General features: G+C 70.8%; 24 protein-coding genes. 8 read left to right on the top strand and 16 right to left on the bottom strand.

Going from position 1 to position 23,331, the window contains the following annotated elements; genetic code table 11:
* Nucleotides 1–17: 17 nt before the first annotated feature.
* Complete coding sequence (locus DEJ00_RS11910) at nucleotides 18–725, bottom strand: phosphatase PAP2 family protein (protein WP_181440168.1); 708 nt, start codon at nucleotides 723–725, stop codon at nucleotides 18–20.
* A 98-nt stretch (nucleotides 726–823) separates the two neighbouring features.
* Between DEJ00_RS11910 and poxB the strand changes: the two genes are divergently transcribed.
* Nucleotides 824–2,548, top strand: coding sequence for a ubiquinone-dependent pyruvate dehydrogenase (gene poxB, locus DEJ00_RS11915; RefSeq protein WP_111057492.1), 1,725 nt, complete (start codon nucleotides 824–826; stop codon nucleotides 2,546–2,548).
* A gap of 66 nt (nucleotides 2,549–2,614) precedes the next feature.
* On the opposite strand, the gene DEJ00_RS11920 is transcribed toward poxB, so the two are convergent.
* Nucleotides 2,615–3,298 carry an SDR family NAD(P)-dependent oxidoreductase gene (locus tag DEJ00_RS11920; RefSeq protein WP_111057493.1) on the bottom strand — a complete coding sequence of 228 codons (684 nt, stop codon included), beginning with the start codon at nucleotides 3,296–3,298 and terminating at the stop codon, nucleotides 2,615–2,617.
* A 101-nt stretch (nucleotides 3,299–3,399) separates the two neighbouring features.
* Here DEJ00_RS11920 and DEJ00_RS11925 point away from each other — a divergent pair, with 101 nt between their 5' ends.
* A complete protein-coding gene (locus tag DEJ00_RS11925; RefSeq protein WP_111057494.1) occupies nucleotides 3,400–4,242 on the top strand; it encodes a helix-turn-helix transcriptional regulator in 843 nt (280 codons plus the stop codon).
* A 161-nt stretch (nucleotides 4,243–4,403) separates the two neighbouring features.
* On the opposite strand, the gene DEJ00_RS11930 is transcribed toward DEJ00_RS11925, so the two are convergent.
* Both DEJ00_RS11930 and DEJ00_RS11935 read right to left on the bottom strand, forming a co-directional pair.
* The gene (locus DEJ00_RS11930) at nucleotides 4,404–5,351 is read right to left on the bottom strand and encodes a hypothetical protein (RefSeq protein WP_111057495.1); all 948 of its coding nucleotides are present in this window, start codon (nucleotides 5,349–5,351) and stop codon (nucleotides 4,404–4,406) included.
* Nucleotides 5,348–5,698: a PadR family transcriptional regulator gene (locus tag DEJ00_RS11935; RefSeq protein WP_111057564.1), complete on the bottom strand. Its 351-nt coding sequence runs from the start codon at nucleotides 5,696–5,698 to the stop codon at nucleotides 5,348–5,350. The genes DEJ00_RS11930 and DEJ00_RS11935 overlap by 4 nt, the downstream gene beginning before the upstream one ends.
* Before the next feature lie 315 nt (nucleotides 5,699–6,013).
* On the opposite strand from DEJ00_RS11935, the gene DEJ00_RS11940 reads away from it, so the two are divergent.
* Together DEJ00_RS11940 and DEJ00_RS11945 are read left to right on the top strand one after the other, a co-directional pair.
* On the top strand, nucleotides 6,014–6,811 hold the full coding sequence (locus DEJ00_RS11940; RefSeq protein WP_071245796.1) for an L-threonylcarbamoyladenylate synthase: 798 nt from the start codon (nucleotides 6,014–6,016) through the stop codon (nucleotides 6,809–6,811).
* Between the two features lie 20 nt (nucleotides 6,812–6,831).
* Nucleotides 6,832–7,332, top strand: a complete 501-nt coding sequence (locus DEJ00_RS11945; RefSeq protein WP_258373670.1) for a hypothetical protein — start codon at nucleotides 6,832–6,834, stop codon at nucleotides 7,330–7,332.
* Between the two features lie 52 nt (nucleotides 7,333–7,384).
* Here DEJ00_RS11945 and DEJ00_RS11950 read toward each other — a convergent pair whose 3' ends face one another.
* The gene (locus DEJ00_RS11950; protein ID WP_111057496.1) at nucleotides 7,385–7,804 is read right to left on the bottom strand and encodes a Rid family hydrolase; all 420 of its coding nucleotides are present in this window, start codon (nucleotides 7,802–7,804) and stop codon (nucleotides 7,385–7,387) included.
* A gap of 37 nt (nucleotides 7,805–7,841) precedes the next feature.
* Complete coding sequence (locus DEJ00_RS11955; protein ID WP_111057497.1) at nucleotides 7,842–8,627, bottom strand: SDR family NAD(P)-dependent oxidoreductase; 786 nt, start codon at nucleotides 8,625–8,627, stop codon at nucleotides 7,842–7,844.
* An 86-nt stretch (nucleotides 8,628–8,713) separates the two neighbouring features.
* On the opposite strand from DEJ00_RS11955, the gene DEJ00_RS11960 reads away from it, so the two are divergent.
* Nucleotides 8,714–9,562, top strand: a complete 849-nt coding sequence (locus DEJ00_RS11960) for a helix-turn-helix transcriptional regulator (protein WP_111057498.1) — start codon at nucleotides 8,714–8,716, stop codon at nucleotides 9,560–9,562.
* Between the two features lie 40 nt (nucleotides 9,563–9,602).
* On the opposite strand, the gene DEJ00_RS11965 is transcribed toward DEJ00_RS11960, so the two are convergent.
* From DEJ00_RS11965 to DEJ00_RS11975, 3 genes are all read right to left on the bottom strand, one after another.
* Nucleotides 9,603–9,902: a Dabb family protein gene (locus tag DEJ00_RS11965; RefSeq protein WP_111057499.1), complete on the bottom strand. Its 300-nt coding sequence runs from the start codon at nucleotides 9,900–9,902 to the stop codon at nucleotides 9,603–9,605.
* A 66-nt stretch (nucleotides 9,903–9,968) separates the two neighbouring features.
* Nucleotides 9,969–10,856, bottom strand: a complete 888-nt coding sequence (locus DEJ00_RS11970) for an SDR family oxidoreductase (RefSeq protein ID WP_111057500.1) — start codon at nucleotides 10,854–10,856, stop codon at nucleotides 9,969–9,971.
* 146 nt (nucleotides 10,857–11,002) lie between these two features.
* Complete coding sequence (locus DEJ00_RS11975) at nucleotides 11,003–11,734, bottom strand: trypsin-like serine protease (RefSeq protein WP_111057501.1); 732 nt, start codon at nucleotides 11,732–11,734, stop codon at nucleotides 11,003–11,005.
* 188 nt (nucleotides 11,735–11,922) lie between these two features.
* On the opposite strand from DEJ00_RS11975, the gene DEJ00_RS11980 reads away from it, so the two are divergent.
* On the top strand, nucleotides 11,923–12,636 hold the full coding sequence (locus DEJ00_RS11980; RefSeq protein ID WP_111057502.1) for a GAF and ANTAR domain-containing protein: 714 nt from the start codon (nucleotides 11,923–11,925) through the stop codon (nucleotides 12,634–12,636).
* On the opposite strand, the gene DEJ00_RS11985 is transcribed toward DEJ00_RS11980, so the two are convergent.
* Nucleotides 12,633–13,568, bottom strand: coding sequence for a diacylglycerol kinase family protein (locus tag DEJ00_RS11985; protein WP_258373671.1), 936 nt, complete (start codon nucleotides 13,566–13,568; stop codon nucleotides 12,633–12,635). The genes DEJ00_RS11980 and DEJ00_RS11985 overlap by 4 nt on opposite strands.
* A 68-nt stretch (nucleotides 13,569–13,636) precedes the next feature.
* The gene (locus DEJ00_RS11990; protein ID WP_111057504.1) at nucleotides 13,637–14,788 is read right to left on the bottom strand and encodes an acyl-CoA desaturase; all 1,152 of its coding nucleotides are present in this window, start codon (nucleotides 14,786–14,788) and stop codon (nucleotides 13,637–13,639) included.
* Nucleotides 14,789–14,952: 164 nt separating this feature from the next.
* Here DEJ00_RS11990 and DEJ00_RS11995 point away from each other — a divergent pair, with 164 nt between their 5' ends.
* The gene (locus DEJ00_RS11995; protein WP_110858563.1) at nucleotides 14,953–15,690 is read left to right on the top strand and encodes a GAF and ANTAR domain-containing protein; all 738 of its coding nucleotides are present in this window, start codon (nucleotides 14,953–14,955) and stop codon (nucleotides 15,688–15,690) included.
* 46 nt (nucleotides 15,691–15,736) lie between these two features.
* On the opposite strand, the gene DEJ00_RS18710 is transcribed toward DEJ00_RS11995, so the two are convergent.
* From DEJ00_RS18710 to DEJ00_RS12020, 5 genes are all read right to left on the bottom strand, one after another.
* On the bottom strand, nucleotides 15,737–16,084 hold the full coding sequence (locus DEJ00_RS18710) for an HIT family protein (protein ID WP_220038868.1): 348 nt from the start codon (nucleotides 16,082–16,084) through the stop codon (nucleotides 15,737–15,739).
* A 59-nt stretch (nucleotides 16,085–16,143) separates the two neighbouring features.
* Entirely contained in the window at nucleotides 16,144–17,181 is a 1,038-nt protein-coding gene (locus DEJ00_RS18715; RefSeq protein ID WP_111057506.1) for a carboxypeptidase-like regulatory domain-containing protein, read from the bottom strand.
* 163 nt (nucleotides 17,182–17,344) lie between these two features.
* Nucleotides 17,345–18,553, bottom strand: a complete 1,209-nt coding sequence (locus DEJ00_RS12010; RefSeq protein ID WP_173032357.1) for an ice-binding family protein — start codon at nucleotides 18,551–18,553, stop codon at nucleotides 17,345–17,347.
* 376 nt (nucleotides 18,554–18,929) lie between these two features.
* Entirely contained in the window at nucleotides 18,930–21,065 is a 2,136-nt protein-coding gene (locus DEJ00_RS12015) for an Ig-like domain repeat protein (RefSeq protein WP_111057508.1), read from the bottom strand.
* Between the two features lie 138 nt (nucleotides 21,066–21,203).
* On the bottom strand, nucleotides 21,204–22,490 hold the full coding sequence (locus tag DEJ00_RS12020) for a HupE/UreJ family protein (protein ID WP_111057509.1): 1,287 nt from the start codon (nucleotides 22,488–22,490) through the stop codon (nucleotides 21,204–21,206).
* 122 nt (nucleotides 22,491–22,612) lie between these two features.
* On the opposite strand from DEJ00_RS12020, the gene DEJ00_RS12025 reads away from it, so the two are divergent.
* Complete coding sequence (locus DEJ00_RS12025; protein WP_111057510.1) at nucleotides 22,613–23,329, top strand: hypothetical protein; 717 nt, start codon at nucleotides 22,613–22,615, stop codon at nucleotides 23,327–23,329.
* The last annotated feature ends 2 nt before the right edge of the window (nucleotides 23,330–23,331 follow it).

Raw genomic sequence — 23,331 nt, forward strand, 5'->3', positions numbered from 1 at the left:
GCCCAACCCGCCCGGCGTCAGCCCCGCCCCGGCCGCAGGAACGGCACCCGCGGCATGAGCCAGTCGACCCACACCACCCGCACCCCCGGCGCCACGGCGAGCGCCCACAGGATCGAGGCAGCGGCGTCGGTCGGGTAGTGGACCGCATCGATCGACACCGCGAAGAACACGATCACGATGGCCACGACCCCGAGCGTCAGGGCGAGCCGGTGCCAGCGGGTCTCGCGGAGCAGCCAGATCAGGGCGACCACGAACGCCGTGATGTAGACCGTGTGCCCACTCGGGTACCCGGGGTCGGGCTGCACGGGGAACGGGTGCGGCAGCACGGCGACGTCGGGCCGGGCGCGGTGCACGATCTCCTTCACGATCGCGGACGGCACCCAGGTGATCGCGATGGTGCCGCCGAACGCCAGGGCCGGTCGCAGGTCTCGCGTGCGCCACCAGATCACGGCGACGACGACGACCGTGATCCCGATCGCCGGTGCCGGACTGATCACGTGGTAGACCGCCGTGCTGAACGCCCCGATGAACCCGGTGTGCAGCGCGTTGAGGGCCTTGGACAATCCGAGGTCCACGGTGCCGAGGGTGAACCCGACGATGGTGATGACGACGACCGCGATGACGGCGATCGCCACCGAGACGAGCGGGTACGGCGAGCGCTCGAGGATCCCGTACGCGGCGGGCTCCCGTCGGCGGGGACGGAGGAGCGGCGCGTCGTCGGTCATCCCGCCATCGTCGCAGCACGACCCCGGCATCCCAGGGCGAGTGAGCCTCACAAAACTCCGAAAGCGTTCAGCGCAGCGGTCGCGAGTAGACAGGGCACATGCCAACCGTTGCCGAGAACATCGTCGCCACCCTCCGCGCCAACGACATCCACCGGGTCTACGGCCTGCCCGGGGACTCCCTGAACGGCTTCACCGACGCCCTGCGCAAGGACGGCACTATGCGGTGGGAGCACGTCCGTCACGAGGAAGCGGCCGCGTTCGCCGCCTCTGCCGAAGCCGCCCTGACCGGTGACCTGACCGTCTGCGCCGGCAGCTGCGGGCCCGGCAACCTGCACCTGATCAACGGCCTGTACGACGCGAACCGTTCGCGGGTGCCGGTGCTGGCGATCGCCGCGCACATCCCCACGGCGGAGATCGGCTCCGGCTACTTCCAGGAGACGCACCCGCAGGAGCTGTTCCGCGAGTGCTCCGTCTACGTCGAGTACGTCGCCGACCCCGTCCAGATGCCCCGCCTGCTCGAGATCGCGATGCGTGAGGCGATCGAGAAGCGCGGCGTCGCGGTGCTCGTGATCCCGGGCGACGTGCTGCTCGCCGAGGCGAAGGACGACCGCGCCACCCGCATCGAGCGGGCCACCCCGCGGATCGTGCCGAGCGAGGCCGAGCTGCAGCGCACCGCCGACCTGCTGAACGGTGCCGACCGGATCACGATCCTGGCCGGAGCCGGCGTCGCGGACGCCCACGACGAGGTCGTCGCCCTGGCCGAGCGGCTGCAGGCCCCGATCGTGCACGCACTGCGCGGCAAGGAGTACATCGAGTACGACAACCCGTACGACGTCGGCATGACGGGGCTGCTCGGCTTCGCCTCCGGGTACCGCGCGATGGAGGACGCCGACGTCGTGCTCATGCTCGGCACGGACTTCCCGTACCAGCAGTTCTTCCCGGCAAAGGCGAAGCACGTGCAGGTCGACATCCGCGGCTCGCAGCTCGGCCGACGGCACCCCGTCGACATCGGGCTGGTCGGCACCGTCAAGGACACCGCCCTCGCACTCATCCCGCTGCTGACCGGCTCGCACCCGACGAAGCACCTGGAGGACTCGCTCAAGCACTACCGGAAGACCCGCGAGAAGCTCGACGACCTGGCGGTGCCGGCCGGCAGGAAGAAGCCGCTGCACCCGCAGTACGTCGCCCGGGTGCTCGACCGGCTCGCCGCCGAGGACGCCGTCTTCATCCCCGACGTCGGCTCCCCCGTCGTCTGGGCCTCGCGCTACCTCACCATGAACGGCAAGCGCCGGCTGATCGGCTCGTTCGTGCACGGCACGATGGCGAACGCCGTCCCGCAGGCGATCGGTGCGCAGACGGCGTTCCCGGACCGGCAGGTGATCGCCCTGGCCGGTGACGGCGGGCTGACGATGCTCCTCGGTGAGCTCATCACGATCGTGCAGAACAAGCTGCCGGTGAAGATCGTCGTGTTCGACAACTCGTCGCTCAACTTCGTCGAGCTCGAGATGAAGGCCGCCGGCTTCGTGAACTACGGCACCGAACTGCAGAACCCGGACTTCGCCGCCGTCGCCGAGGCGATCGGCATCAAGGGGTTCCACGTCGACGTGTCCGACGACTTCGAGGACGCCATGGCCGCCGCGCTCGCGCACGACGGTCCCGCGCTCGTGTCGGTCCGCGCGAACCGCCAGGAACTCTCCATGCCCCCGGCGGTCACGCTCGAGCAGGCGAAGGGCTTCACGCTCTACGCCATCCGCACGGTGCTGTCGGGTCGCGGCGACGAGCTGCTGGACCTCGCGTCCACCAACGCGCGCCAGCTGCTGTAGACGCGACCGGACGACGGCCTGGAGGCGCGGTGCCAGCTGGAACCGCGCCTCCCGGCCGTCACGACGTCACCACCCGAGCGTCTGGCCGTCCTCCAGGAACACGCCGGTGGGGCCCTCCGGGCCCGCGCTCGCGGCGGCCGCGATCGTCGCGGCGCTGACCTCGACGGGGCGACCGTGCGGGTTCGGCATGCCACCGAACTCGGTGGCCGTGTAGCCGGGCTCGATCGCGACGAAGTGCACCTCGGGCACGACGCGTGCGTACTGCACCGTCAGCATCGAGACGGCGGCCTTGGACGCGCCGTAGACCACGGCCGGCACGGTGAACGCCGGCTTCGACGGGTCGTGGGTGGCGGTGAAGGAGCCGAGCGCGCTCGACAGGTTCACCACGATCGGGTTCGCGGAGCGACGCAGGAGCGGCAGCGCGGCCTCGGTCGCGCGGATGGTGCCGACGGTGTTCGTGTCGAAGACGGCGAGTGCGTCCGGGCCGCTCTGCCCCCAGACGGCGATGCCGGCGTTGTTGACCAGCACGTCGAGTCCGCCGTTCGCGTCGACGTGGGCGAAGGCCGCGGCGACCGAGTCGTCGTCGCGGACGTCGAGCTGGACGGAGCGGGCGCCGATCTCGGCGGCGACCGCGGCGCCCTGGTCGGCGTCCCGGGCCCCGATCCAGACGGTGTGGCCCGCCTCGACGAGCTGGCGGGCGGTTTCCTTGCCGAGGCCGCGGGTGGCCCCGGTGATGAGTGTCGTTGTCATGGGTCCAGCGTCACGCTCGGCGACGACCGCAGGGAGTCACCCGGTTGTCGTAGGACCGGCAGGGCCAGGACCCGGTCGCCCGTCGCGCGCAGACTGGGGACATGGCGGACACGGACTTCGGGCACACCCTGCGGCGGCTGCGCGACCACGTCTCCCCCGAGGCGGCGGGCATGGTCGTCGGGCCGCGTCGGCGCGCGACCGGTCTGCGGCGTGAGGAGCTGGCCGGCCTCGCGGGGATCTCGGCCGACTACCTGACCCGGCTCGAGCAGGGGCGGGCGACCTCGCCGTCCGCCCAGGTGGTCGAGGCGCTCGCGCGGTCGCTGCGGGTCGCCGATGCCGACCGCGAGCTGCTCTACCGGCTCGCCGGGCACGCGGTCCCCGGCGCCGACGTGGTGCCGTCACGGATCCCGCCGAGCGTGCAGCGGCTGCTCGACCGACTGGCGGACACCCCCGTCGCGGTGCTCGACGCCGCGGGGAACCTGCTCGTCGCCAACGCCCCGTACGACGCGCTGATGGGGCCGATCGGGGCACTCCGCGGGAACGACCGGAACACCGCGTGGCGGCACCTGGTCGGGTCCGGCAGCCGAGCCGTGCACACGCCCGAGGAGCAGGCGGCCTTCGAGGCGAACCTGGTGGCCGGGCTCCGGATGACCGCGGCCCGCTACCCGCTCGACCGCCAGCTGCAGCAGCTCGTGCGGGACCTGCGGGCGGCGAGCCCGCGGTTCGTCGAGCTGTGGGACTCGGGCGCGACCACGCTCGGCGAGGCCGCCCGCCGGAAGGTGATCGACCACCCGGACGTCGGGCGGATCACGCTCGACTGCGACACCCTGGTCGTCGGGCCGGAGGACCTGCGGATCCTGGCGTACACGGCCGAGCCCGGGTCGGTGGACGCGGAGCGGCTGGCCCTGGCGATCGTGGTGGGGACGCAGTCGTTGGTGGGGTGAGCGGGGGCACCGTCGGGCGGTCGGGCGGTCGGGCGGTCGGCCGTCGGCCGGCGTCCGGCGGCGTCGCACAACCAAAGTGACCTCGAACCACGCGACCACGTGGCGCGGATGCACTTTGGTTGTGCGCGGCTCGGCGGCGACCAGCCGCGGCTGTGGCCGCACTAGCGAGCTGGCTGCACCGGTTCCCGCGGTGAGAGCTCAAGAGAACCACGACTGTGGAGGACGAGCAGGAGCAGCCCGAGGGCCACCGGGAGTGCCACCAACGTGACGGACCCGCTCCCGACGTCGAGCGCACGAACTTCGTTCACGGCGAGCGCCCCGACGTACGGAACGAGACTCAGCACGATCGTGAACGCTGTCCGCCACCACCGCATGATCGCGAGAGCGACGGCGATGATCTCGAGCGCTGCCGTTCCGTACCAGGCGTAGAGATTTCCGTCCCACAGGGACCGGCTGTACTGCCACTGTCCGGGATCATTGACGCTGCAGTAGCTGAGGGCGCCGAGCAGGAACCATCCGACGGCTGCTGCCGCGGTGTGCTGGGAGCGGTGCGGGCGCCCGAGGACCGCAACGACCGCACACGCGCTGAACAGGAGCAAGGTCCCCCGGTCGACAGTCCAAACCCCCGGGTACCGGTTCAGGAGGTACGGCGACACGGTCCCGAGCATCACGGACGCCAGGAGGACGACGCGACCGACGTTCCACCGGCCGGAGAGTGCGGCGACGAGGGCGATCACCCAGAGCGCGGCGAACACGAAACCCGTGTCGCGGAACGGTCCGACCTGCACCATCGATCCCGGAGCCGGGTTGCCGGTGATCCACGGCGCCCAACTCGAGAACAGGAACTCGCTGAGAGCAAGCCCAGTGCCGAGGGTCAGGGCCACTGTGCTCGCGGGGTTCCGCACTTCGGGCGCTACGAGCCCGTCGAGCCGCAGGCCCACGCCGTGCTCGGCGATGGCCCAACGTTCCTGGCGGGTCGGTCCCTCTCGGCCTTCCCCCTCGGCGACGTCGAGAAGTGTCCCGACGAGCGCGTCGGCGTTCACGGACCGCCACGCAGCCGGGTACCAAGCGAGCAGTCGCCGGTACCGAGCTTCGAGTTCGGCGCTCATGCTCCGGCAGCGTTTCCGCAGATGCTCGACGTCCGCGGCAGACGTGCACGCACCGCGCGGAGCCTGACCTCGAGTCGCTCGGTCTCCAGCGCAAGCCGCTGTTCGCCCTGCGTGGTGAGGGCGAAGTAGCGCCGGAGACGCCCCCCAACGACTTCATCTCCGGCGCCCGTCACCAGCCCGTCCTGTTCGAGACGTTCCAGCGTCTTGTACAGCGTGGTCACCGGCAGGCTGATGTCGCCCCCCGTGAGCTCGGCGACGGCCTGGATGATGCCGTACCCGTGGAGCCGTCCCCGAGCGAGGGTGGTCATGACCCAGAATGCCGGCTCTCGTAACTCTGCTGTTCGCATGACGGAAACCATATACCCGGGTCGGGCATATTCCCAAGTCCAGTGTAAGAGATGTAGCGACGCGCCTGTCGCCCTGGACTGCGCGTTTCTCTGACCGACGTCAGCGTGATCGTCCTGCAGGCTCATCGATGAAAGCGGTACCGACGCTCGACGAATGAACGCCCGAAGGGAGCCGCGGCCCTTCGCTGCGAGCCCGCCTGAACCCTCCGGAGAAGGCCCACAGGTCGGCGCCGACGCCCTTGTCCGACTCAGACGCCATCCCTAGGCTCCCGCTGTCAGACGATCGTCTGGCTCACGAGCGGGACGAGGACTGGCATGAACGACGACACGCAGGTCAGCATGAACCGGGTGCACTGGACCGGTGGTGTGCCGCGCAGTGCGGTGGACGCCCTGCTGCACGACGGCGGGCTGGCGGTGGTCCCCACCAAGGTCGGCTACATCCTGATGACCTCGGACCGCGCGGGTCTGGAGCGGAAGTTCGACGCGAAGGAACGCAACCGCAACAAGCCGGGCGTCGTGCTCGTGAGCTCGCTCGAGATGCTCCGGAGCATCGCGCAGCTCACCCCCGAGATCGACGCCCTGTACCAGCGGTGCTGGGACGAGGACATCCTGCTCGGGTGCATCCTGCCCTGGAGCGACGAGGGTCGAGCGGCACTGCCGACGGACGGCTCCGACGAACTCATGATGGACACCCGCGGAACGTCCTGCTTCGTCATCAAGTTCGGCGTCCCCGGTGAGCTCGCCGCCCGCGAGCTCTGGACCGAGCACGGCAGGTTCGCCTTCGCGAGTTCCGCCAACCCGTCGGGTACCGGTAACCGTGGCGTGGTGGACGGGATCGGCGAGCGCATCGCCGAGCGCGCCGACGTGATCGTCGAGGCGGACGACTACGTCGCGTCCATCCAGCCGGAGCAGAGTGCCGAGACCCGGTACGAGCAGGGCGTCATGGTGTCGATGGTCGACAGCACGGGGACCCTGATCCCGCTGCAGGACGGACGTCGATCGGTCGTCCCCGCTCCGACGCTGATCCGCAAGGGGCTCGACGTCGACCGGATCATGGGACTGCTCGCCGACACGTTCACGAGCTGGGACTACCGGCAGGGTGAGTACTACTGAGCCCGCACGAGAGGACTTCCGTGGGCAGGAACCGCCTGTCGCGTGAGGACGCCTCGAGCCGCATCACCGCGTTCGTGTACGGCAACATCGTGATCCTCGGCACGATCGCTCCGATGGTCCCGGACACCGCCGAGAGCGGTCGGGGGCTCTGGTACGTCCTCGCCACCGCGTTCTCGACCTTCCTCGCACACACCTTCGCCGAGTCGGTCGGCCGTCGTGCGCGGAGTGACCACCGCCTCACCGGGGAGACCGTCCGCGCCGAGCTCCGGGATTCGCTGCCCGTCCTCACCTCCGGTTTCCTGCCGGCTGCTGTCCTCGCCTACGCCTGGCTGACCGGCACATCCGGGCTCGCGGCCGAGGTCATCGCGATCGCGTACCTCGTGGTCCGGCTCGCCCTCCTCGGGCCCGTCGTGGCCAGGCTCCGCGGGGAGAACCCGTCCCCGCGGACGTTCGTGGCCGGCCTCGTCCTCGCGCTCGTCGGTGTCGGCATCGCGCTGGTCAAAGCGGGTCCGGGCTTCTGAGGCGAGCGTGCGCGGGAGCGCGGGAGCGCGGGAGCCTCGACGCCTCGCGCCGTCACGCGGGCTGACCGTCGGCGACGGCCGCGACGGCTTCGATCTCGACCAGCTGGTCGTCGTAGCCGAGCACCGTGACCCCGAGCAGGGTGCTCGGCACGTCGTGCGCGCCGAAGGCATCGCGCACCACCTGCCATGCCGCGACGAGGTCGGCCTGCCGCGAGGACGCCACGAGCACCCGGGTGCTCACGACGTCCTCGATCGACGCACCGGCGGCTCGGAGCGCCTCCCGCATCGTCTCGATGCACCGCGCCGCCTGCCCCGCGTAGTCCCCGACCGCCGCCGTGGACCCGTCCGGTTCGAGCGGGCAGGCCCCGGCGAGGAACACGAGCCGGGTCCCGGCCGGCACGGTGGACGCGTACGCGTACTGCGCCGCGTCGCTCAGGACGTCGGACCGGATGAGACGGACAGCGCTGGCCATGCCCGTCATCCTGCCAGGAGGGCCGGCGCGTTCGGCGTCAGGCGCCCGCGCCACCGTCCACGGGGACGATCGCCCCGGTGACCATCGACGCGCGATCACTGAGCAGCCAGGCGGCGACTTCGGCGACCTCCTCGGGCTCGGCCATCCGACCGAGCGGCACCGTGGCGTTGATCTGGTCGACGATGCCCGGTGTCGCGGCCTCCCAGGCGTCGATCATCTCGGTCGCGGTGCCACCGGGGGTGATGCCGTTCACCCGGATGTGCGCCGGCGCCCAGGTGACGGCCGCGGTCTCGGTGATGCTGTTCAGCGCACGCTTCATCGCACCGTAGGCGGGCAACGCCGGGTTGGCCCGGCGGCTGCCGATGCTCGAGGTGTTGACGATGGCGCCGCCTGCGCTGCGACGCATCAGTTCGGCTTCGGCGTTCATCGCCACCCAGTGTCCGCGGAAGTTCACCGCGAACTGGGTGTCGATGTCCTCGTCGCTGGTGGTGTCGAGCGGCCCGGGCTGCTGGATGGTCGCGCCGTTGTTGAAGGCCCCGTCGAGCCGACCGTGCAGCTCGTCGACGCGGGCCACCGCGGCACGGATGCTGGCGGGGTCGGCGAGGTCGAGGGCGACGGCATCGGCGGTGCCCCCAGCCGCTCGGACGTCGGCGACGACGGCGTCGAGTGCGGCGGTGCTGCGGGCGGCGAGGACGACCCGGGCACCCTCCCGAGCGAAGAGCCGGGCGGCCGCCGCACCGATGCCGCGGCTCGCGCCGGTGATGAGGACGACCTTGTCGGACAGGAGGCCGATGGGACTGGTGGTGGTGGTTTCGTTGTTCACGGGATCAGCGTCACGCCGGACGACTGCCCGGATACAGGTACGAGCGGTACCAGGATCCGGGCCCCGAACCGGTGGAGACTCGTGACATGGACAAGCCGGAACTCGCCGCGTTCCTCCGCTCACGGCGCGAACGCCTGCGCCCCGAGGACGTCGGGTTGCCGTCGGGACCACGACGTCGGACGCCCGGGCTCCGTCGCGAGGAGGTCGCGGTCCTCGCCCACATCTCCACCGAGTACTACGTCCGACTCGAGCAGGGACGCGCACCCCGACCCTCTGCCGAGGTCCTCGCGGGCATCGCCGGGTCGCTCCGGCTCACCCCGACGGAGTCCGACCACCTGCACGCACTGGCCGGCACGGCCGCACTGCAGCTGGGCCGGGTGCGCCGCGACGTCCGGCCGAGCATCCTCGCGCTCGTGGACCGGCTGCCGCAGACCGCGGCGATCGTCCTGTCGGCCACCTTCGACGTGCTCGCGTGGAACCCCCTCGCCGCAGCGCTCATGGAGGACTTCTCGGAGCTCGATCCGGCCGAGCGCAACCTGGCCCGGCGGGCGTTCCCCGCACACCCCGGGCCGGAGACTCCCCCGCCGTACGGGATCTCCGACGGGGCCGAGTTCCGGCGCCACGTCGTCATGCAGCTCCGGGCGGCCCGGACCCGGTACCCGGACGACCCCGCCGTGGGCGACCTGATCGAGGAGCTCGGAGCGGGCGACAGCGACTTCGGGCGGCTCTGGGACCAGCACGACGTGCAGATGACGCCCGTGCTCACCAAGACCTTCCAGCACCCGTCGGTCGGATCGGTCACCGTCGACTGCGACAGTCTCGCGCTCACCGACCGCGACCAGCACCTGGTGCTCTACACGGCCCCGGTCGGCTCACCCGACGCGGATGCCCTGGCACTCCTCGGGCTGCTCGCAGCCGAGCAGGTCCGGTCCTAGGCATCCGGCCCGTCTGCGACGCAGGACTCGGCCGCAGCGGTCAGTCGGCGTCCTCGACGTCGAACACGACGACCCGCGCACTCGCCGCACCGATGAACTCGGCCACCGGCCGGTGCTCCGGGTGCGGCAGGTACCCGGCGAGCGCGGCACGATCGCGGAACCGGACGACGAGCATCCAGTGGAAACCGCCCTCCAGCCCCTCGGTGCTCACGCTCGTTCCGGACTGCACCGACTCGACCCCCTCGATCCTTGGCAGGTTCTCACGCGACAGGGCCGAGGCCTCGGACGACCGGTCCTCCCCGTCCCACTCGACCAGCACGGTGTGCGTCACTCCGGACACGTGGTCCCCTTCCTCGAACGCAAGAACACGAAACCCAGAACCTCAGAACCTCAGAACCTCAGAACCTCAGAACGCCGGCGTCCCACCGGCGATCGTGATCGTCGACCCGGACTGGTAGCTCGACTCCGGGCTGACCAGGTGCACGTAGGCGGCACCGAGCTCGGCGGGCTGCCCGGGACGGCCGAACGGCGAGCTCTCCCCGAAGTGCGACACCGTCTCGGCATCGTCGGAACCCGGCTGCAGCGGCGTCCACACCGGCCCCGGCGCGACGGAGTTCACGCGGATGCCCTTCGGCGCGAGCTGCTGCGCGACGGCCTCGGTGAAGAGCTTGATCGCGCCCTTCGACACGGCGTAGTCGATCTTGTCCGGCGAGGGCGTCGACGCCTGGATCGAACCGGTCGTCACGATGGTCGACCCGGGCTCGAGGTGCGGCACCGCAGCCTTGGTCAGCCAGAACAGCGAGTAGATGTTGGTCTTGAAGGTGGAGTCGAACATCGACGTGTCGAGCGTGAGGATGTCCTCGTTGCTCTCCATGCGCCCCGCGACCATGACCAGGGTGTCGAGGCCGCCGAACTCGTCGACGCCCCTCTGCACCAGGTCGGTGCAGTACTGCTCGTCGGAGATGTCCCCGGGGAACAGCACGGCCCGACGGCCTTCGGACTCGAGCAGGTCGCGGACCTGTTCCGCGTCCTCCTGCTCGTCCGGCAGGTACGAGAGCACCAGGTCCGCGCCTTCGCGCGACAGGGCGATGGCGGCGGCACGGCCGATGCCGGAGTCGGCACCGGTGACGATGCCGCGGTACCCCTTCAGCCGTCCGAACCCGACGTAGCTCTCCTCGCCGTGGTCGGGCTTCGGGTCCATCTTCCACGCGGCGCCCGGCAGCGACTGCTCCTGCTTCGGGTACGGCGGTGCCGGGTAGAGGGTGTTCGGATCGCGCTTCTCGTACTGGCTCATGGCCCCACTGTCGTCGCGGCGCCCGCACGGGCGCTCAGCTGGTGGGTGACGGACGCCGAGCAGGCGACCCCGGTTCTGGAGACGGGTGGGGACGCCACTGGAGGCGCGGTGCCAGCTGACACCGCGCCTCCCGTCCGTCAGGTGGTTCAGACGCCGGCTGTCGTCCGGATCCAGGACGAGGCCTGCGACAGCAGGGCGTAGTTCGAGCCGGCCTTGGTGTTCGCGCCGGGGTCGGCGCTGTCGCCGGTGGAGCAGACGGCGACGACCTTGCCGTTCACGAGCAGCGGGCCGCCCGAGTCACCGTGGTTCGAGGCGCCGGTCACGCCGGTGAGGTGCTGGGCACGACCGCCGAAGGCGTCGGTGCTCGCGCCGGTGAGCGAGACGGTGGCCTGGTAGAGGCCGTCGGACTGGGTCGCGTTGGCGCGCAGGCCGTAGCCCTGGATGGTGCCGGTGCCGGTCGACTTGGCCGTCGCGGTGAGGTCGAGGGGTGCGTAGGTGGACAGCGAGTAGGCGGTCCGCAGGTGCACGAGCGCGATGTCACCCGCCGGCGAGGTGCTGACCCGGTCGACGGCGACGGCCGCGCCGCGGTTGACGGTGGAGTTGGAGTGGTACACGTTCATCGCACCGATGCCGTCGATGCAGTGCCGGGCGGTGAGGATCCACGAGGCGTTGAGCTGCTCGCCGGTGCAGTTGCTGACGTAGCCTGCGGGGATGCTCCCGCCCGAGGCTTCGAGCTGCACCGCCCACGAGGTGGTGGGGGCCTTCTCGCCGCCGACGACCTTCGTGCTGACGGGCAGCGCGGACGCGGGCGAAGCGGCGAACACGCCGGCGGTGATGACGGCGACCGCGGCGAACGCGGCTGCGATGGACTTCTTCATGACGACTCCTCTGTCGGTGAAGCACCTGCCAGTTGCTCTGTGCAACTGATGCGTCATCCTGACCCCCTGTCCGGGGGTCGCACCAGTCCGCACTTCGACGGACGCGCCTGCTTGCGGACTCGAGAGCCGTGATCCGGTACGCGAACTGGCTGAGCCGTGCGCCATCGGTCTGGTCGTAGCGTCGAAGCATGACGACCAGTGACGCGATCAACCTGCCGGATCGGTTGACTCCGGCCCTGGACGCCGACCTCGAGGTGCTCGACGCCATGGACCGTGTCATCGCGGCGTGCGTGGAGGGGACCTCAGCGACGGAGGCGGGCGTCGTGCTGGCGGACCGGTCCGGTGTGTTGCAGGTCGTCGCCTCGACGAGCGAGCGCAGCAGCGAGGCCGAGGAAGCGCAGCTCGGGACGAACGAGGGCTCGTGTCTCGACTGCTACCGGACCGGGAAGACGATCGACGTGCCCGACGTGTCCACGCACGAGTCGGAGTGGCCGACGTTCGCGGCGACGATGCGCGAACGGGGGCTGCAGGGCACGTTCGCCGAGCCGATCCGTCTGCGGGACCGGACCATCGGCTCCCTGTGCGTCTTCGCCGACCACACCCGCGGGCACAGCGACCAGGACGTCGTGCTGCTCCAGCTGCTCGCTGACGCGGCTTCGGCTGCCCTGGTCCGACAGCGCGACCGCGGGGTGTCGACCACGATCGAGGAACAGGTCGAGGACGCGCTCGAGGCCCGGGTGCTCCTCGAACAGGCCAAGGGCGCACTCGCGTACCGACGGGGCATCCGGATGGACGAGGCGTTCCAGATCCTGCGACGTGCTGCTGCCGGTGCGGGCCGCGGGATCCGGGCCATGGCGGAGGACGTCGTGCACCGGGGTGCCGACCTCGGCAGCACCGGCTAGACCGGTTCCGTCCGGAGGACCAGTCCGTGGTGGTGCGTGGTGAGCGACACCGCGACCACCTCGCCGAACGCATCGCCGTCGAGCTGCACACGCTCCGGGGTGTCGACGGTCAGCCGCAGCGTCCGTGCCCGGGTGTACCGGAGCGCACGGGAGGTCGGCAGCACGCGAGCGAGGAGTCGCCCGAACCGGGTGCGCGCGAAGAACCGGTTGAGCGTCAGGGCGTACCCGACCTTGGTCCACCCGAACCACCCGGCCGGCCGGAACGCCACGGCGTCGAGGATCCCGTCGTCCGGGCGGGCAGCGGGGAGCAGCAGGATGCCCGCGGTCAGGGTGCCGCAGTTCCCGACGATGATCGTGTGCGCGCTCATGCTGCGGAGCGGGCCGTCGTCGATCCCGTAGTGCACCGGGATCTGCCGGTTGCCGATCACGGACCGGGCGATGGGATCCGAGTAGGCCACCCACCCCAACCGCTTCTTCACCCACGCGTTCGTGTCCGCGGCCATGCTCGCATCGAGCCCGATGCCGGTCATCACCAGGAACGCGTGCGACGTCGTGGTGCCCGACGGGTCGGTCAGGTCGGCCAGCCAGACGTCGATCGGACGGTCCGTCCCGCCGAAGCCCGCACGGACGGAGCGCACCAGGTCGCCGAGGGGCAGCCCGAGGTTCCGTGCGAACAGGTTGCCGGTGCCGCTGGGGACGAGCGCGACCGGCGTCCCGGTGCCGCGGAGTTCCTCGGCGACGACCCGGAGCGTGCCGTCCCCGCCGGCGACGAGGACGACGCTCGGGCGGGCGTCGCGCGCGGCCCGTGCGGCAGCCCGACCGTCGTCGTCGGCACTCGTGACGAACCAGAGCGACTCGGCCCATCCGTGGGCGCGCTCCTCGGTGCCGAGCACCGATCGGAGGCGCGCCTGGTCGATCTTGGTCGGGTTCACGACCACCGCTGCTCGCAGCTGGTGGGCGTCGTTCGGGAGGTTCGGCACGGGGCAGGGCGGGGCGGGGCTCAGTGGATCCGGAGTTCGGTCACCATGGGGCAGACGAAGGGGTCGCGGGCGGCGAGGCCGACGCGGTTGAGGTACCGGACGACGATGCCGTACGAACGCAGCAGCGTGGTCTCGGTGTAGGGCACGTCGAGGGTGTCGCAGTGGTCACGGACGAGCAGGCGGGCCTGCTTCAGCGCCGGACGCGGCATCGACGGGAACAGGTGGTGCTCGACCTGGTAGTTCAGCCCGCCCATCAGGAACGACACCCACCAGCCGCCGCGGATGTTGCGCGAGGTGCGCACCTGACGGGAGAAGAAGTCGACTTTCGCGTCGTGCGCGATGGTCGGCATGCCCTTGTGGTTCGGGGCGAACGAGGCGCCCATCATCACGCCGAACACGGCCAGCTGCACCCCGAGGAACGCACACGCCATCCCGAACGGCAGGAACCAGAACACCACCGTCAGGTAGATCGCGAAACGAGCCACGAGCAGGATGCCCTCGAGGACCCGCCCCCGGGTGTCGCTGCGGCCGCCGGTGCCCCGGAGCACCGACATGACGGCGGCCCGGTGCAGGTTGATCCCCTCGAGCGTCAGCAACGGGAAGAACAACCAGCCCTGGTACTGCACGAACACCCGGAGCGGCCCGTTCGTCACGGCGGCGGCGTCCTCGGGCAGGAACCGGATCGCGTCCGGCGCGATGTCCGGGTCCTTGCCGACGGTGTTGGGGTTGCCGTGGTGGCGGGTGTGCTTGTTCATCCACCACGAGTAGCTGAGGCCCACGAGGAACGTGCCGAGCCAGCGGCCCGCGCGGTCGTTCCACTTCTGGGACTCGAACACCTGACGGTGCGCAGCCTCGTGCGACAGGAACGCGAACTGTGTGAACAGCACACCCAGCGCACCGGCCACGATCAACTGGAACCACGAGTCACCCAGGAACGCGAACGCGACCCAGCACGCGGCCGTCGCCACGACGAGCGCGGAGAACAGCGCCCAGTAGAACCCCCGTCGGCGCTCGAGCAGCCCGGCTTCCTTCACCTGCGCCAGCAGCGCGGAGTAGGACGAGGTGCCGCCGGTCCGGGGTCCGACCGGAGAGCCGGTCTTCCGGTAGCCGCTGGCGAGGGGTTTCGAGCTGGTCTCCCGCTGCGGGCTGGTACCGGCGTGCTGCGTCGTCATGGGTTCCCTGGTCGTCGACGGAATGGAGGAACGTTCCGGCGGCCGGGGTCTGGGGCAGCTGCTCCAACGCTAGAGCCGCCGCGCTCCCGGGTGCAAGCCACAGGTCCGCGTGTCCGCTGCTCGGTTACGGTTGTCCCGCCTGCTCGACGGAAGGACCGCTCCACATGACCGAGGTACGCGAAGCACGACTGGTCGAGACGTTCGTGACCCTCACCGACAGCCTGGTGGCGGACTACGACGTGGTCGACGTCCTGCAGACCCTGGTCGACCGGGCAGTGGAGTTGTTCGACGCCGCCGCGGGCGCGATCCACCTGCTCGACCAGCAGGACGAGCTGCGCGTCGTCGCGTCGACGAGCGAGCGCAGCAGCTTCATCGGTCTGCTCCAGCTCAACGCCGGTGAGGGGCCCTGCATCACCGCCGTGACCACCGGGCGGCTGGTGACCTCGGAGAACGCCGACGACCTGCGGCAGCACTGGCCCCGGTTCGCCGAGGCATCGAGGGCTCGCGGCTACGCGGGCGTCCACGCCATCCCGCTCCGGCTGCGGGACACCACCGTCGGGTCGCTGAACCTGTTCCGCGAGACGGAGGGAGCGCTGAACGGTGCCGACGCCCGAGCCGCGCAGGCCCTCGCCGACGTCGCGACCATCAGCCTGTTGCAGCAACGGACCCTCGAGCACGCGACACTCACCGCGGAGCAGCTCCAGCGTGCGCTCGACAGCCGGGTCGCCATCGAACAGGCCAAGGGGTACCTCGCACGTGCGGCCGGGGTCGACGTCGAGGAGGCCTTCGGCATGATCCGTCGCTACGCCCGCACACACCAGCGCTCCCTGAGCCAGGTCGCCGCAGCCGTGGCACGCGACGACGTCCCGCTCGCCGACCTCATCGGGGCCGGAGTGTCCTGAGGGTTCCCTCGGGACGGTCCTCACCGGTGCGACGCGCGGGTGCCGGTCAGGTAGCGGCCCGGCCCGGGATCGTGTGCCGGATGCCCCCGGCCGGGTCCGGCACGTCGCCGCCGTACCGCGGGATCACGTGCAGGTGGGCGTGGAACACCGTCTGCCCGGCTGCCGCGCCGTCGTTGAACCCGACGTTGTACCCGTCGGGTCGGTACCGGTCGTCGAGCACCAGCTTGAGTGCGCGGACGAGCCGCGTCATCGCGGCGACTTCGTCCGCGGTGGCGTCGAACCACGACACCACGTGGCGTTTCGGGACGACCAGGCTGTGCCCGGTCGAGACCGGGTTCGCGTCCAGCACCGCCACGACCAGGTCGTCCTCGACGAGCCGGGAGGCCCGTGGCACGTCGTCGAAGACGCATCCGGTGAGCGCGTCGTCACGTTCTCCGGCGTCGGGTTCGGGGATCAGCGCGTGCTCCAGAACGAGATGGTCCGGCTCTCGTCCCGCACGACCGCGGTGTGCGACGACGCCCGGTCGGCGACCGGGCGGTTGCCCTCGCCGCCGTACCAGTAGGAGACGTACCGGTTCTGGCTGGGTGACCATCCGACCACCTCGACCTTGTACCGGCCGGGGCTCAGGACCACGCCGAAGATGCCGCCGCGCCCCGGCGACCAGTAGACCAGGCGGGTGTCGAAGGTGCTGCCGATCGACTCGCCGTACACGTGCACCGTGGCCCCGGTGAAGTCGGTGTCGAGCTGCGGGTTCACGATGGCGGACAGGGTGACCCCGACGGTCGAGCTCGCGTCGACGTCGTCCAGCACGGTCTCGGCCCGGCCGCCCGCCTGGTTCGCGACGCGGACGTAGGAGCGCGGCGCGGTGGAGCCGGGGTCGCGGTGGAACCCCCACGACTGACCGCGCAGCGCCGGCCACGAGTCGAGGGACTCGTCGTGCGCGTTGACCTGCACGCTGTAGTCGTCGCTCGGCAGGCCGTGCACCCAGTAGTGCCCGTCGCGGGCGGTGACGGTGCGACGCACCGTTCCGGTGTTCCAGCCGCGCACGACGACGGCCGCCCCGGACAGGTCGGCGCCGTACGGGTTGTGTGCGGTCCCACCGATCGATGCGCCGCGACGCACGACCAGGACGACGGTCTCGTGCGCTCCGGGGCCGACCGTGATGCCGGTGCGCTCGGCGGGGAGCACGTCGTCGAAGCCGTACGAGCCCTCGCGCTCGCCGTGCAGGCTCCACGTGCCGGACGGGACGGCGTCGAACGTCAGCCGCCCGCGTGCGTCGCTCGAGGCAGAGGCCGTGGTCGCGCCCTCCGGGGTCCGCAGGTCAACCACCACCCCCGACATCGGCAGCGGACGCTTCTCCGGGTCGGTGAGCATCACGGTGAGCGCGCCGTCGTCCGGTGCTGCCAGGGCCGCGGTCGTCGGTGCGAGGATCACCCCGACCAGCGTCAACACGGTCGTGATGCCGACCACCGTGCGTCGTCGAGTCGTCATCGCGTACCCCTGCTCCCCTTGCGGGGCCGCCCCTGACCCCGTTGCAGTGGAGCGTAGACGTGTCGCGGCGCCTGCGCACCGTCGCCGGATGTGCACTGCTCGCGGGGTGCTGGCAACGGCGAAGGACCCCGCGACCGGGGTCACGGGGTCCTTCGGGGGTTCGTCAGATGCGGCCGACGGTGCGACGGCGACGACGGAGCAGGACCATGAGCGTCGCACCCGCGGCGAGCAGCGCGGCGGCGATGCTCAGCGGGACGGTCGGGTCCGAGCCGGTGAACGCGAGCTCACCGGTGGGCTGGCCGGTTCCGCCGCCACCACCGCCGGCGCCTGCGGGGCCGCTCGGGGTGCCGGTGGGTGCCACTGCGGGTGCCGTCGGAGTGGGCGTCGCGGTGGGCACCGGGGCCGGGGCGCGGACGGTGATCGTGACGACGCTGGTGTCGTCCGGGCTGGTCCCGTTCGACGCGGTGATCGTCACGGTCGACGTGCCCGGGGTGGTCGGGGTGCCGGAGATGACGCCGGTGGTGCTGTCGATCGTCAGGCCATCGGGCAGGCCCGTGGCGGTGAAGGTCGGGTTCGGGGTGCCGGTCGCGGTCACGGTGGACGAGTAGGGCACGTCCACGGTGCCGTCGGACGGGGTGCCCGAGGTGATGGTCGGCGACTCGGACGGGGTGCCCGGCGCGGGGCAGCCGTTCGATGCCGTGATCGTGTTCGTGTCGAGGGTCACTGCGCCGGTGCGGGCCAACAGTCGGCCCTGCACGGTCGCGCCGGTGGTGGCGGTCACGGACTGCTGCGCCAGGACGGTGCCCTGGAACTGGGCGCCGGTGCCGACGGTCGCGGAGCTGCCGACCTGCCAGAACACGTTGCACGAGCTGGCACCGCCGGTGATCACGATCTGGCTGGCGGACCCGATGGTCAGGGTCGACGCGGCCTGGAACACCCACACGGAGTTCGCGCTGCCGGCCAGGGTCAGCGCACCGTTGTTCGCCAGGGCGAGGGCGCCGCCGGAGTACACGCCGGGTGAGAGCGAGAGGCCGTTCAGCTCGGTCAGACCCGTCTGCGTCGGGGAGAGCGAGGCGGCGACGTTGTACGCGGTGGTGGTGTCGCGCTGGGCCTGTGCGGCTGCGGCGTCGGTCTGGTGCGTGGTGCCGTTGACGACGCCGTTCGGTGCGCCGCCGAAGCCGGTGATGGACGTCCCCGGCGACAACCCGAGGTCGCCGTTGATCACGGAGGGGCCGGTGTTCGTGACCGCGCTCGCGCCGAGGACGCCGTAGGTCGAGGCGGTGCCGAGGTTGACGGGGCCGTCGATGACCGTGGCGGCCGATGCCCCACCGCCGGTGCCGAGGGTGATCAGCGCGACGGCGGCGGCCGACACGACCAGGAGGGAACTGCGTCTGAGATGGCGAGCCTGCATGGTCCGGCCTCTTCCTGCAAGGAGAGGCGGGGTGACGTCGACGACGAGCGCGCATTCTCGGTGGCTCGAAGTATGCGCTTCCCCAGAGCGATTACCTAGGAATGTCTGAACATTCGCTCAAAGCCTGGCAATTGACCTGGCCGTCTAGGCGATCCCGGCCTGTGGGCGCATGCTCACCACAGGTTGACCGGTCGCTCTCACCAGCGGCCGGGTAGGGAGTTCGGGTCTCCCGTCAGCCGGTGCGGCGCCGGTCCCGGGTAGGACAGGGCGCCCACCCCCGGCCGCACGGCGAAGGGCCCCGCGATCGGGATCGCGGGGCCCTTGCTCGTGCCTGGTGCTACTTGATGACGACCGTGATGGTCGGGCTGGTGCTCGTGGCGATCTCGGAGGTGCCGAGGAAGACGGCGTGCAGCTTGTGCGTGCCCTTCTTCAGCTTGAGCGCCGAGGTGTTCGTGCCGTGCGACACCTTGACGTCGGCGAGGCGCTTCGAGCCCTCGTAGATCCGCACGGTGCCGTCGACCCGGAAGCCGGTGGCGCCGACCTGCACGCTCGCCTTCCCGCCGCTGTACTGCAGGACGGCGCGGGACGGGGCCTTCGAAACGGTCACCGTCGTCGCTTTGGCCGTCGTCGAGTCCGTGCCCGAGTAGGTCGTGTCGGCGTTCACGAACGAGGCCGTCACCGAGTGCTTGCCGATGGCGAGAGCGCTCGGCAGCGTGATGCTGGCCGTGCCGTTCTTCACCGGAGCGGTCCCGAGCACCGTCTTGCCGTCACGGAAGGTCACGGTGCCCTGCTGGGCACCGACCCCGCCGCCGATGGTCGCGGTGACCGTGGCGGGCGTCTTGGTGCGGTACGTCTGCGTCGCAGCCGACACCGAGAGCGTGGTGGTCGTCTTCGGCAGCGTGGCGTGCAGGTTGAACTTGTCGACCGTCGAACCGATCGCAGCCGGGTCGGCCGTGGCCGTCGGCTGGAGCGTCACGCCGCAGCTGTCGACCTTGCCGTGCTGCACCGCCGAGTTGAGCGTCGTGCAGTCGCTGGCACGGATGTTCTCGACGGCGAGCTTGTCGTCGGTGACCGAGACCTTCACGAAGGTGCGGACGTGCTCCTGGTTCTCGACCGAGTTGGCGAAGTGACGCTGACCCGTCGGGTCGAGCGGGTCCGAGCCGTAGCCGCCCTGGGTGGCGTCCGGGGTGGTGAGGTCGTAGTACTTCGAGCCCGAGGCCGAGTTCGCCGTCATGTAGATGACGCCGCCGGGGCCGGAGAAGACGTCGGGAGCAGCGGGCTGCTCGTTGACGTTGGCCTTCTTGCCGTTCTTGATCGCGTAGCTGCGGGAGTAGGAGTGGTCGTGGCCCTGCAGGACGAGGTCGACGCCCATGTCCGAGAACGAACGCGTGAAGTCGAACCGGCGCTGCTGGTTGTCCTTGTCGTTCGCGTGGTCGGCGGGCGAGTAGATCGAGTGGTGGTAGACCAGCGTGGTCCACTTCGCGTCGTCGCCGTGACGGGTGATGACGTCGCGCACGTAGTTCACGTGGGCAGCGTCCGAACCGGCCGCGTAGGCGTTCGAGTTGATGTCGATGAACAGGACGCCCTTGTACATGTACCAGTAGTCGCCACCCGAGTTCGCGGTCGTGTTGCCGCCCGGGTAGAAGTCCGGCACCTTCAGGGAGTTCGGCACCTGGTTGTGCTGCTCGTAGGCCTTGCCGCCCACGTCGTGGTTGCCGATGGTCGAGGCCCACGGGTAGCGCTTCAGCACGTCGCTGCTGTCGGCGAACGCGCTCCACTCGTACTCGTTGTTGGCGTGCTCGACCTGGTCGCCACCGGAGACCAGGAGCTCGGCGTCCGGCTCGGTCGACGTGGCGTACTTGAGCGTGTCCGCCCAGCCGGCGCCGTCGTCGTCGGTGAAGCCCGACGAGCCGATCTGCGGGTCGCCGAAGAACAGGAAGTCGAAGTCGCCGGAGAAGCTCTTCGTGGTGAAGGTGTACGACGCGGACCAGGCCGAACCGTCCGCCGCACCGACGTGGTACGTGTACGAGGTGTTCGGCTCGAGGGCCGAGATGGTCGCGTGGGCGTTGATGTAGCCCGACTCGGCGGCGATGCCGGGGATGCTCTTGGTGTTCGAGTCGGTCGCGCTCGAGTCGGCCGCGGTGTTCGCGGCCTCCGAGGCGGCGATCGTCTGCTTGGCGTCGGTGAAGACCCCGTCCGTCATGGACGCGGTCTTCTGGATCTCGAGCGACTGCGCGACGTTCGTGGGGAAGTACCACGAGGCGATGCGCTGGCTCTCGGTCGCGCCGACGCCGAGCAGGACGTGGATCGGGCCACCGGTCGAGATGTTGGTGGTGGGGGTGTTCGTCGCAGCGGTGGCGGCGTTCGTCCCGACCATCGAGGCACCGGCGATGAGCGCCGCCCCGAGGACGGCTCCGCAGACGCGGAGGGTGGTGGTTCTGCGCCGGGTAGTGGCGCCGGACAGGAGACTCATGAGGGTCCGTTTCTCAGACGTGGGATGGTGCAGCACGGAAGACTCTGCATGCACTGCAAAACGTCTTGGTAAACGCTGAGTGACCGTTCGTCGCCGTTCAGGAACGAGCTCGACCTGTCAGCGGGTCCTCGGCGAGCGTCAGCCCGCAGCCAGCCGTTCGACGAACCAGATCATCCCCATCACGAACACGCCGGCGGTCACGGCACCCGTCACCCAGAGCGACACCCGGTGCGCCTTCCGCCGCAGCAGTGAGAGCGGCGGGAACACGATGACGATGATCGCGAGCTGCACGGCCTCGATCCCGACGTTGAAGATGAGGAGCGAGACGAGCAGCTGCCACGAGAACGCCTCGTGGATGCCCAGCGCCCCGGCGAACCCGAGCCCGTGGATGAGCCCGAACGCGAAGACGACGGCCAGGCGGGTCCACCCGGCACGGTCGAGCGAGAAGTGTCCGTGCTCGCCGACCACCAACTCGTCGGCCCGAGATCGACGACGCCAGAGCCGCCACAGGTACCAGCCGGCGACCGCGGCGATGGACAGGGCGATGAGCGGCTCCACGACGATCGCGGGCGGGCTGACCACTCCGAGGGCGGCGAGGATGAACGTGATCGAGTGGGCGATCGTGAACGCGGACGCCGTGTAGACGACCTCGCGCAGTCGACGCGACCCGGCGATGAGCGCCACGAGGAACAGGATGTGGTCGATCCCGGTCAGCAGGTGCTCGGCGCCGAGGCGGAAGAACTCCCAGAAGCGCTCCCCCGCCGACTGCTCGGTCGAGAACGTGCGCTGCGAGGCGTCGAGGGTGGCCGAACCCGTCCGGTCGTCGACGTCGTAGGTGACGATCGTCTTGGTGTCGCGCACGAAGGTCTCGTCGTCCGGGAACAGCTCGGACGACACCACGTGCCCGGACTGCGTCTCGGACGGTTCCGGGCAGGTGAAGTCCGCGGTCACGTGGGCGTACGGCACCTCGTCCTGCAGGTCGACCGTGACGGCGTCGTCGAGCGTGCCCGTGCAGGCCTGCCCGCCGGCTCCGGTCACCGTGAAGCGGTCGAACACGTACTTCCCGATCGCGTCGGTGTGCGCCTCGGCAGCCGTCACCATCCCGGGGAAGTCCCCGTCGTCCCAGGCCTTCTGCCCCTGCTCGTGCAGCGCGTCGTCGTGCTCGCTCGTGGCCACCGAGACGAGCATCAGGTCGTACTCGAGCCCGAGCTTCGCCTGCACGACCGTCGGCTTCGTGGACGTGACGTCGGCGTAGAGCACCGAGCTGAACCCGTGCGCCGATGCCGGTGCCGCGCCCGCGAGCACACCGATCACGACCACCCCGAGCAGCACGAGCGCGGCGACGACCCGTGCGACGAGCGCGGACGCGGGAGACGAGTGGGCAGGGCGGGCGCGCAGGAGCGCGGCGGTGGTTCCGGAGGGCACGCGCAGACGATCCGGCCCGCAGGCGACCGGCAGGTGAACAGCCGGTGACCAGCAACGGGACGGGTGTTGGACAGGTCCCCCGCCCGGCCCGGGGCGGCCGGCGGGCGTGCTTGCATGGTTCCGTGACCCGCCTCGCCACCCGGACGACCGTCCTGTTGACCGCCGTCGCCCTCGCGGGTGCCGGCGCCGTCCTGCTGGCCGGCTGCTCCGGGGCGTCGGACGACACCACCGGCGGCACCGGCCCGACGGCGACCGCGTCGGCGCACGCCTCGGCAGGGGTCCTGGGCGCCGGGTTCTCGGACCCCGACCAGCCGCCGGCTCCCGAGGCCACCATCCACCCGGAGCCCGGTTCGTGGTCCGGTGTGCACGCCCCCGCCGGCTACGACGTCGTGCTGCTCTCCGACGCCGGTGACGCCGCCGACGCCCCGACCCGGACCCTGCTCGACGCCGTCGAGTCGTGGGCCGCGGACGAGGACGTCACCGTCACCCCCGTCTCGGCGAAGGACGCCGACGACCGCATCGCCGCGGTCCTGCGCGCCGTCGACGCCGAGCCCGACCTGGTCATCGCCGTCGGCAACCACATGGTCGACCCGCTCGCGGCCGTCTCGCCGACCGCGCTCCACCAGCAGTTCCTGGTCGTCGGTGCCGAGATCGCCGAGCCGACGTCGAACGTCACGGCGGCGGACTGGACGGGCGGCGGATTCCGCGGCGAAGGCCTCGGCCCGTCGAGCCACTACGACCCCGAGACCTTCACCGAGGACCGCGCGGGTCGTGGTCTGCGCGCCGGGATCGCCGCCGTGCTCCACGACCTGCGCGGCATCGTCGTCTGGGTGCCCTGACC

The sequence above is a fragment of the Curtobacterium sp. MCLR17_039 genome, assembly GCF_003234745.1.
Classification (GTDB): Bacteria; Actinomycetota; Actinomycetes; order Actinomycetales; family Microbacteriaceae; genus Curtobacterium; species Curtobacterium flaccumfaciens.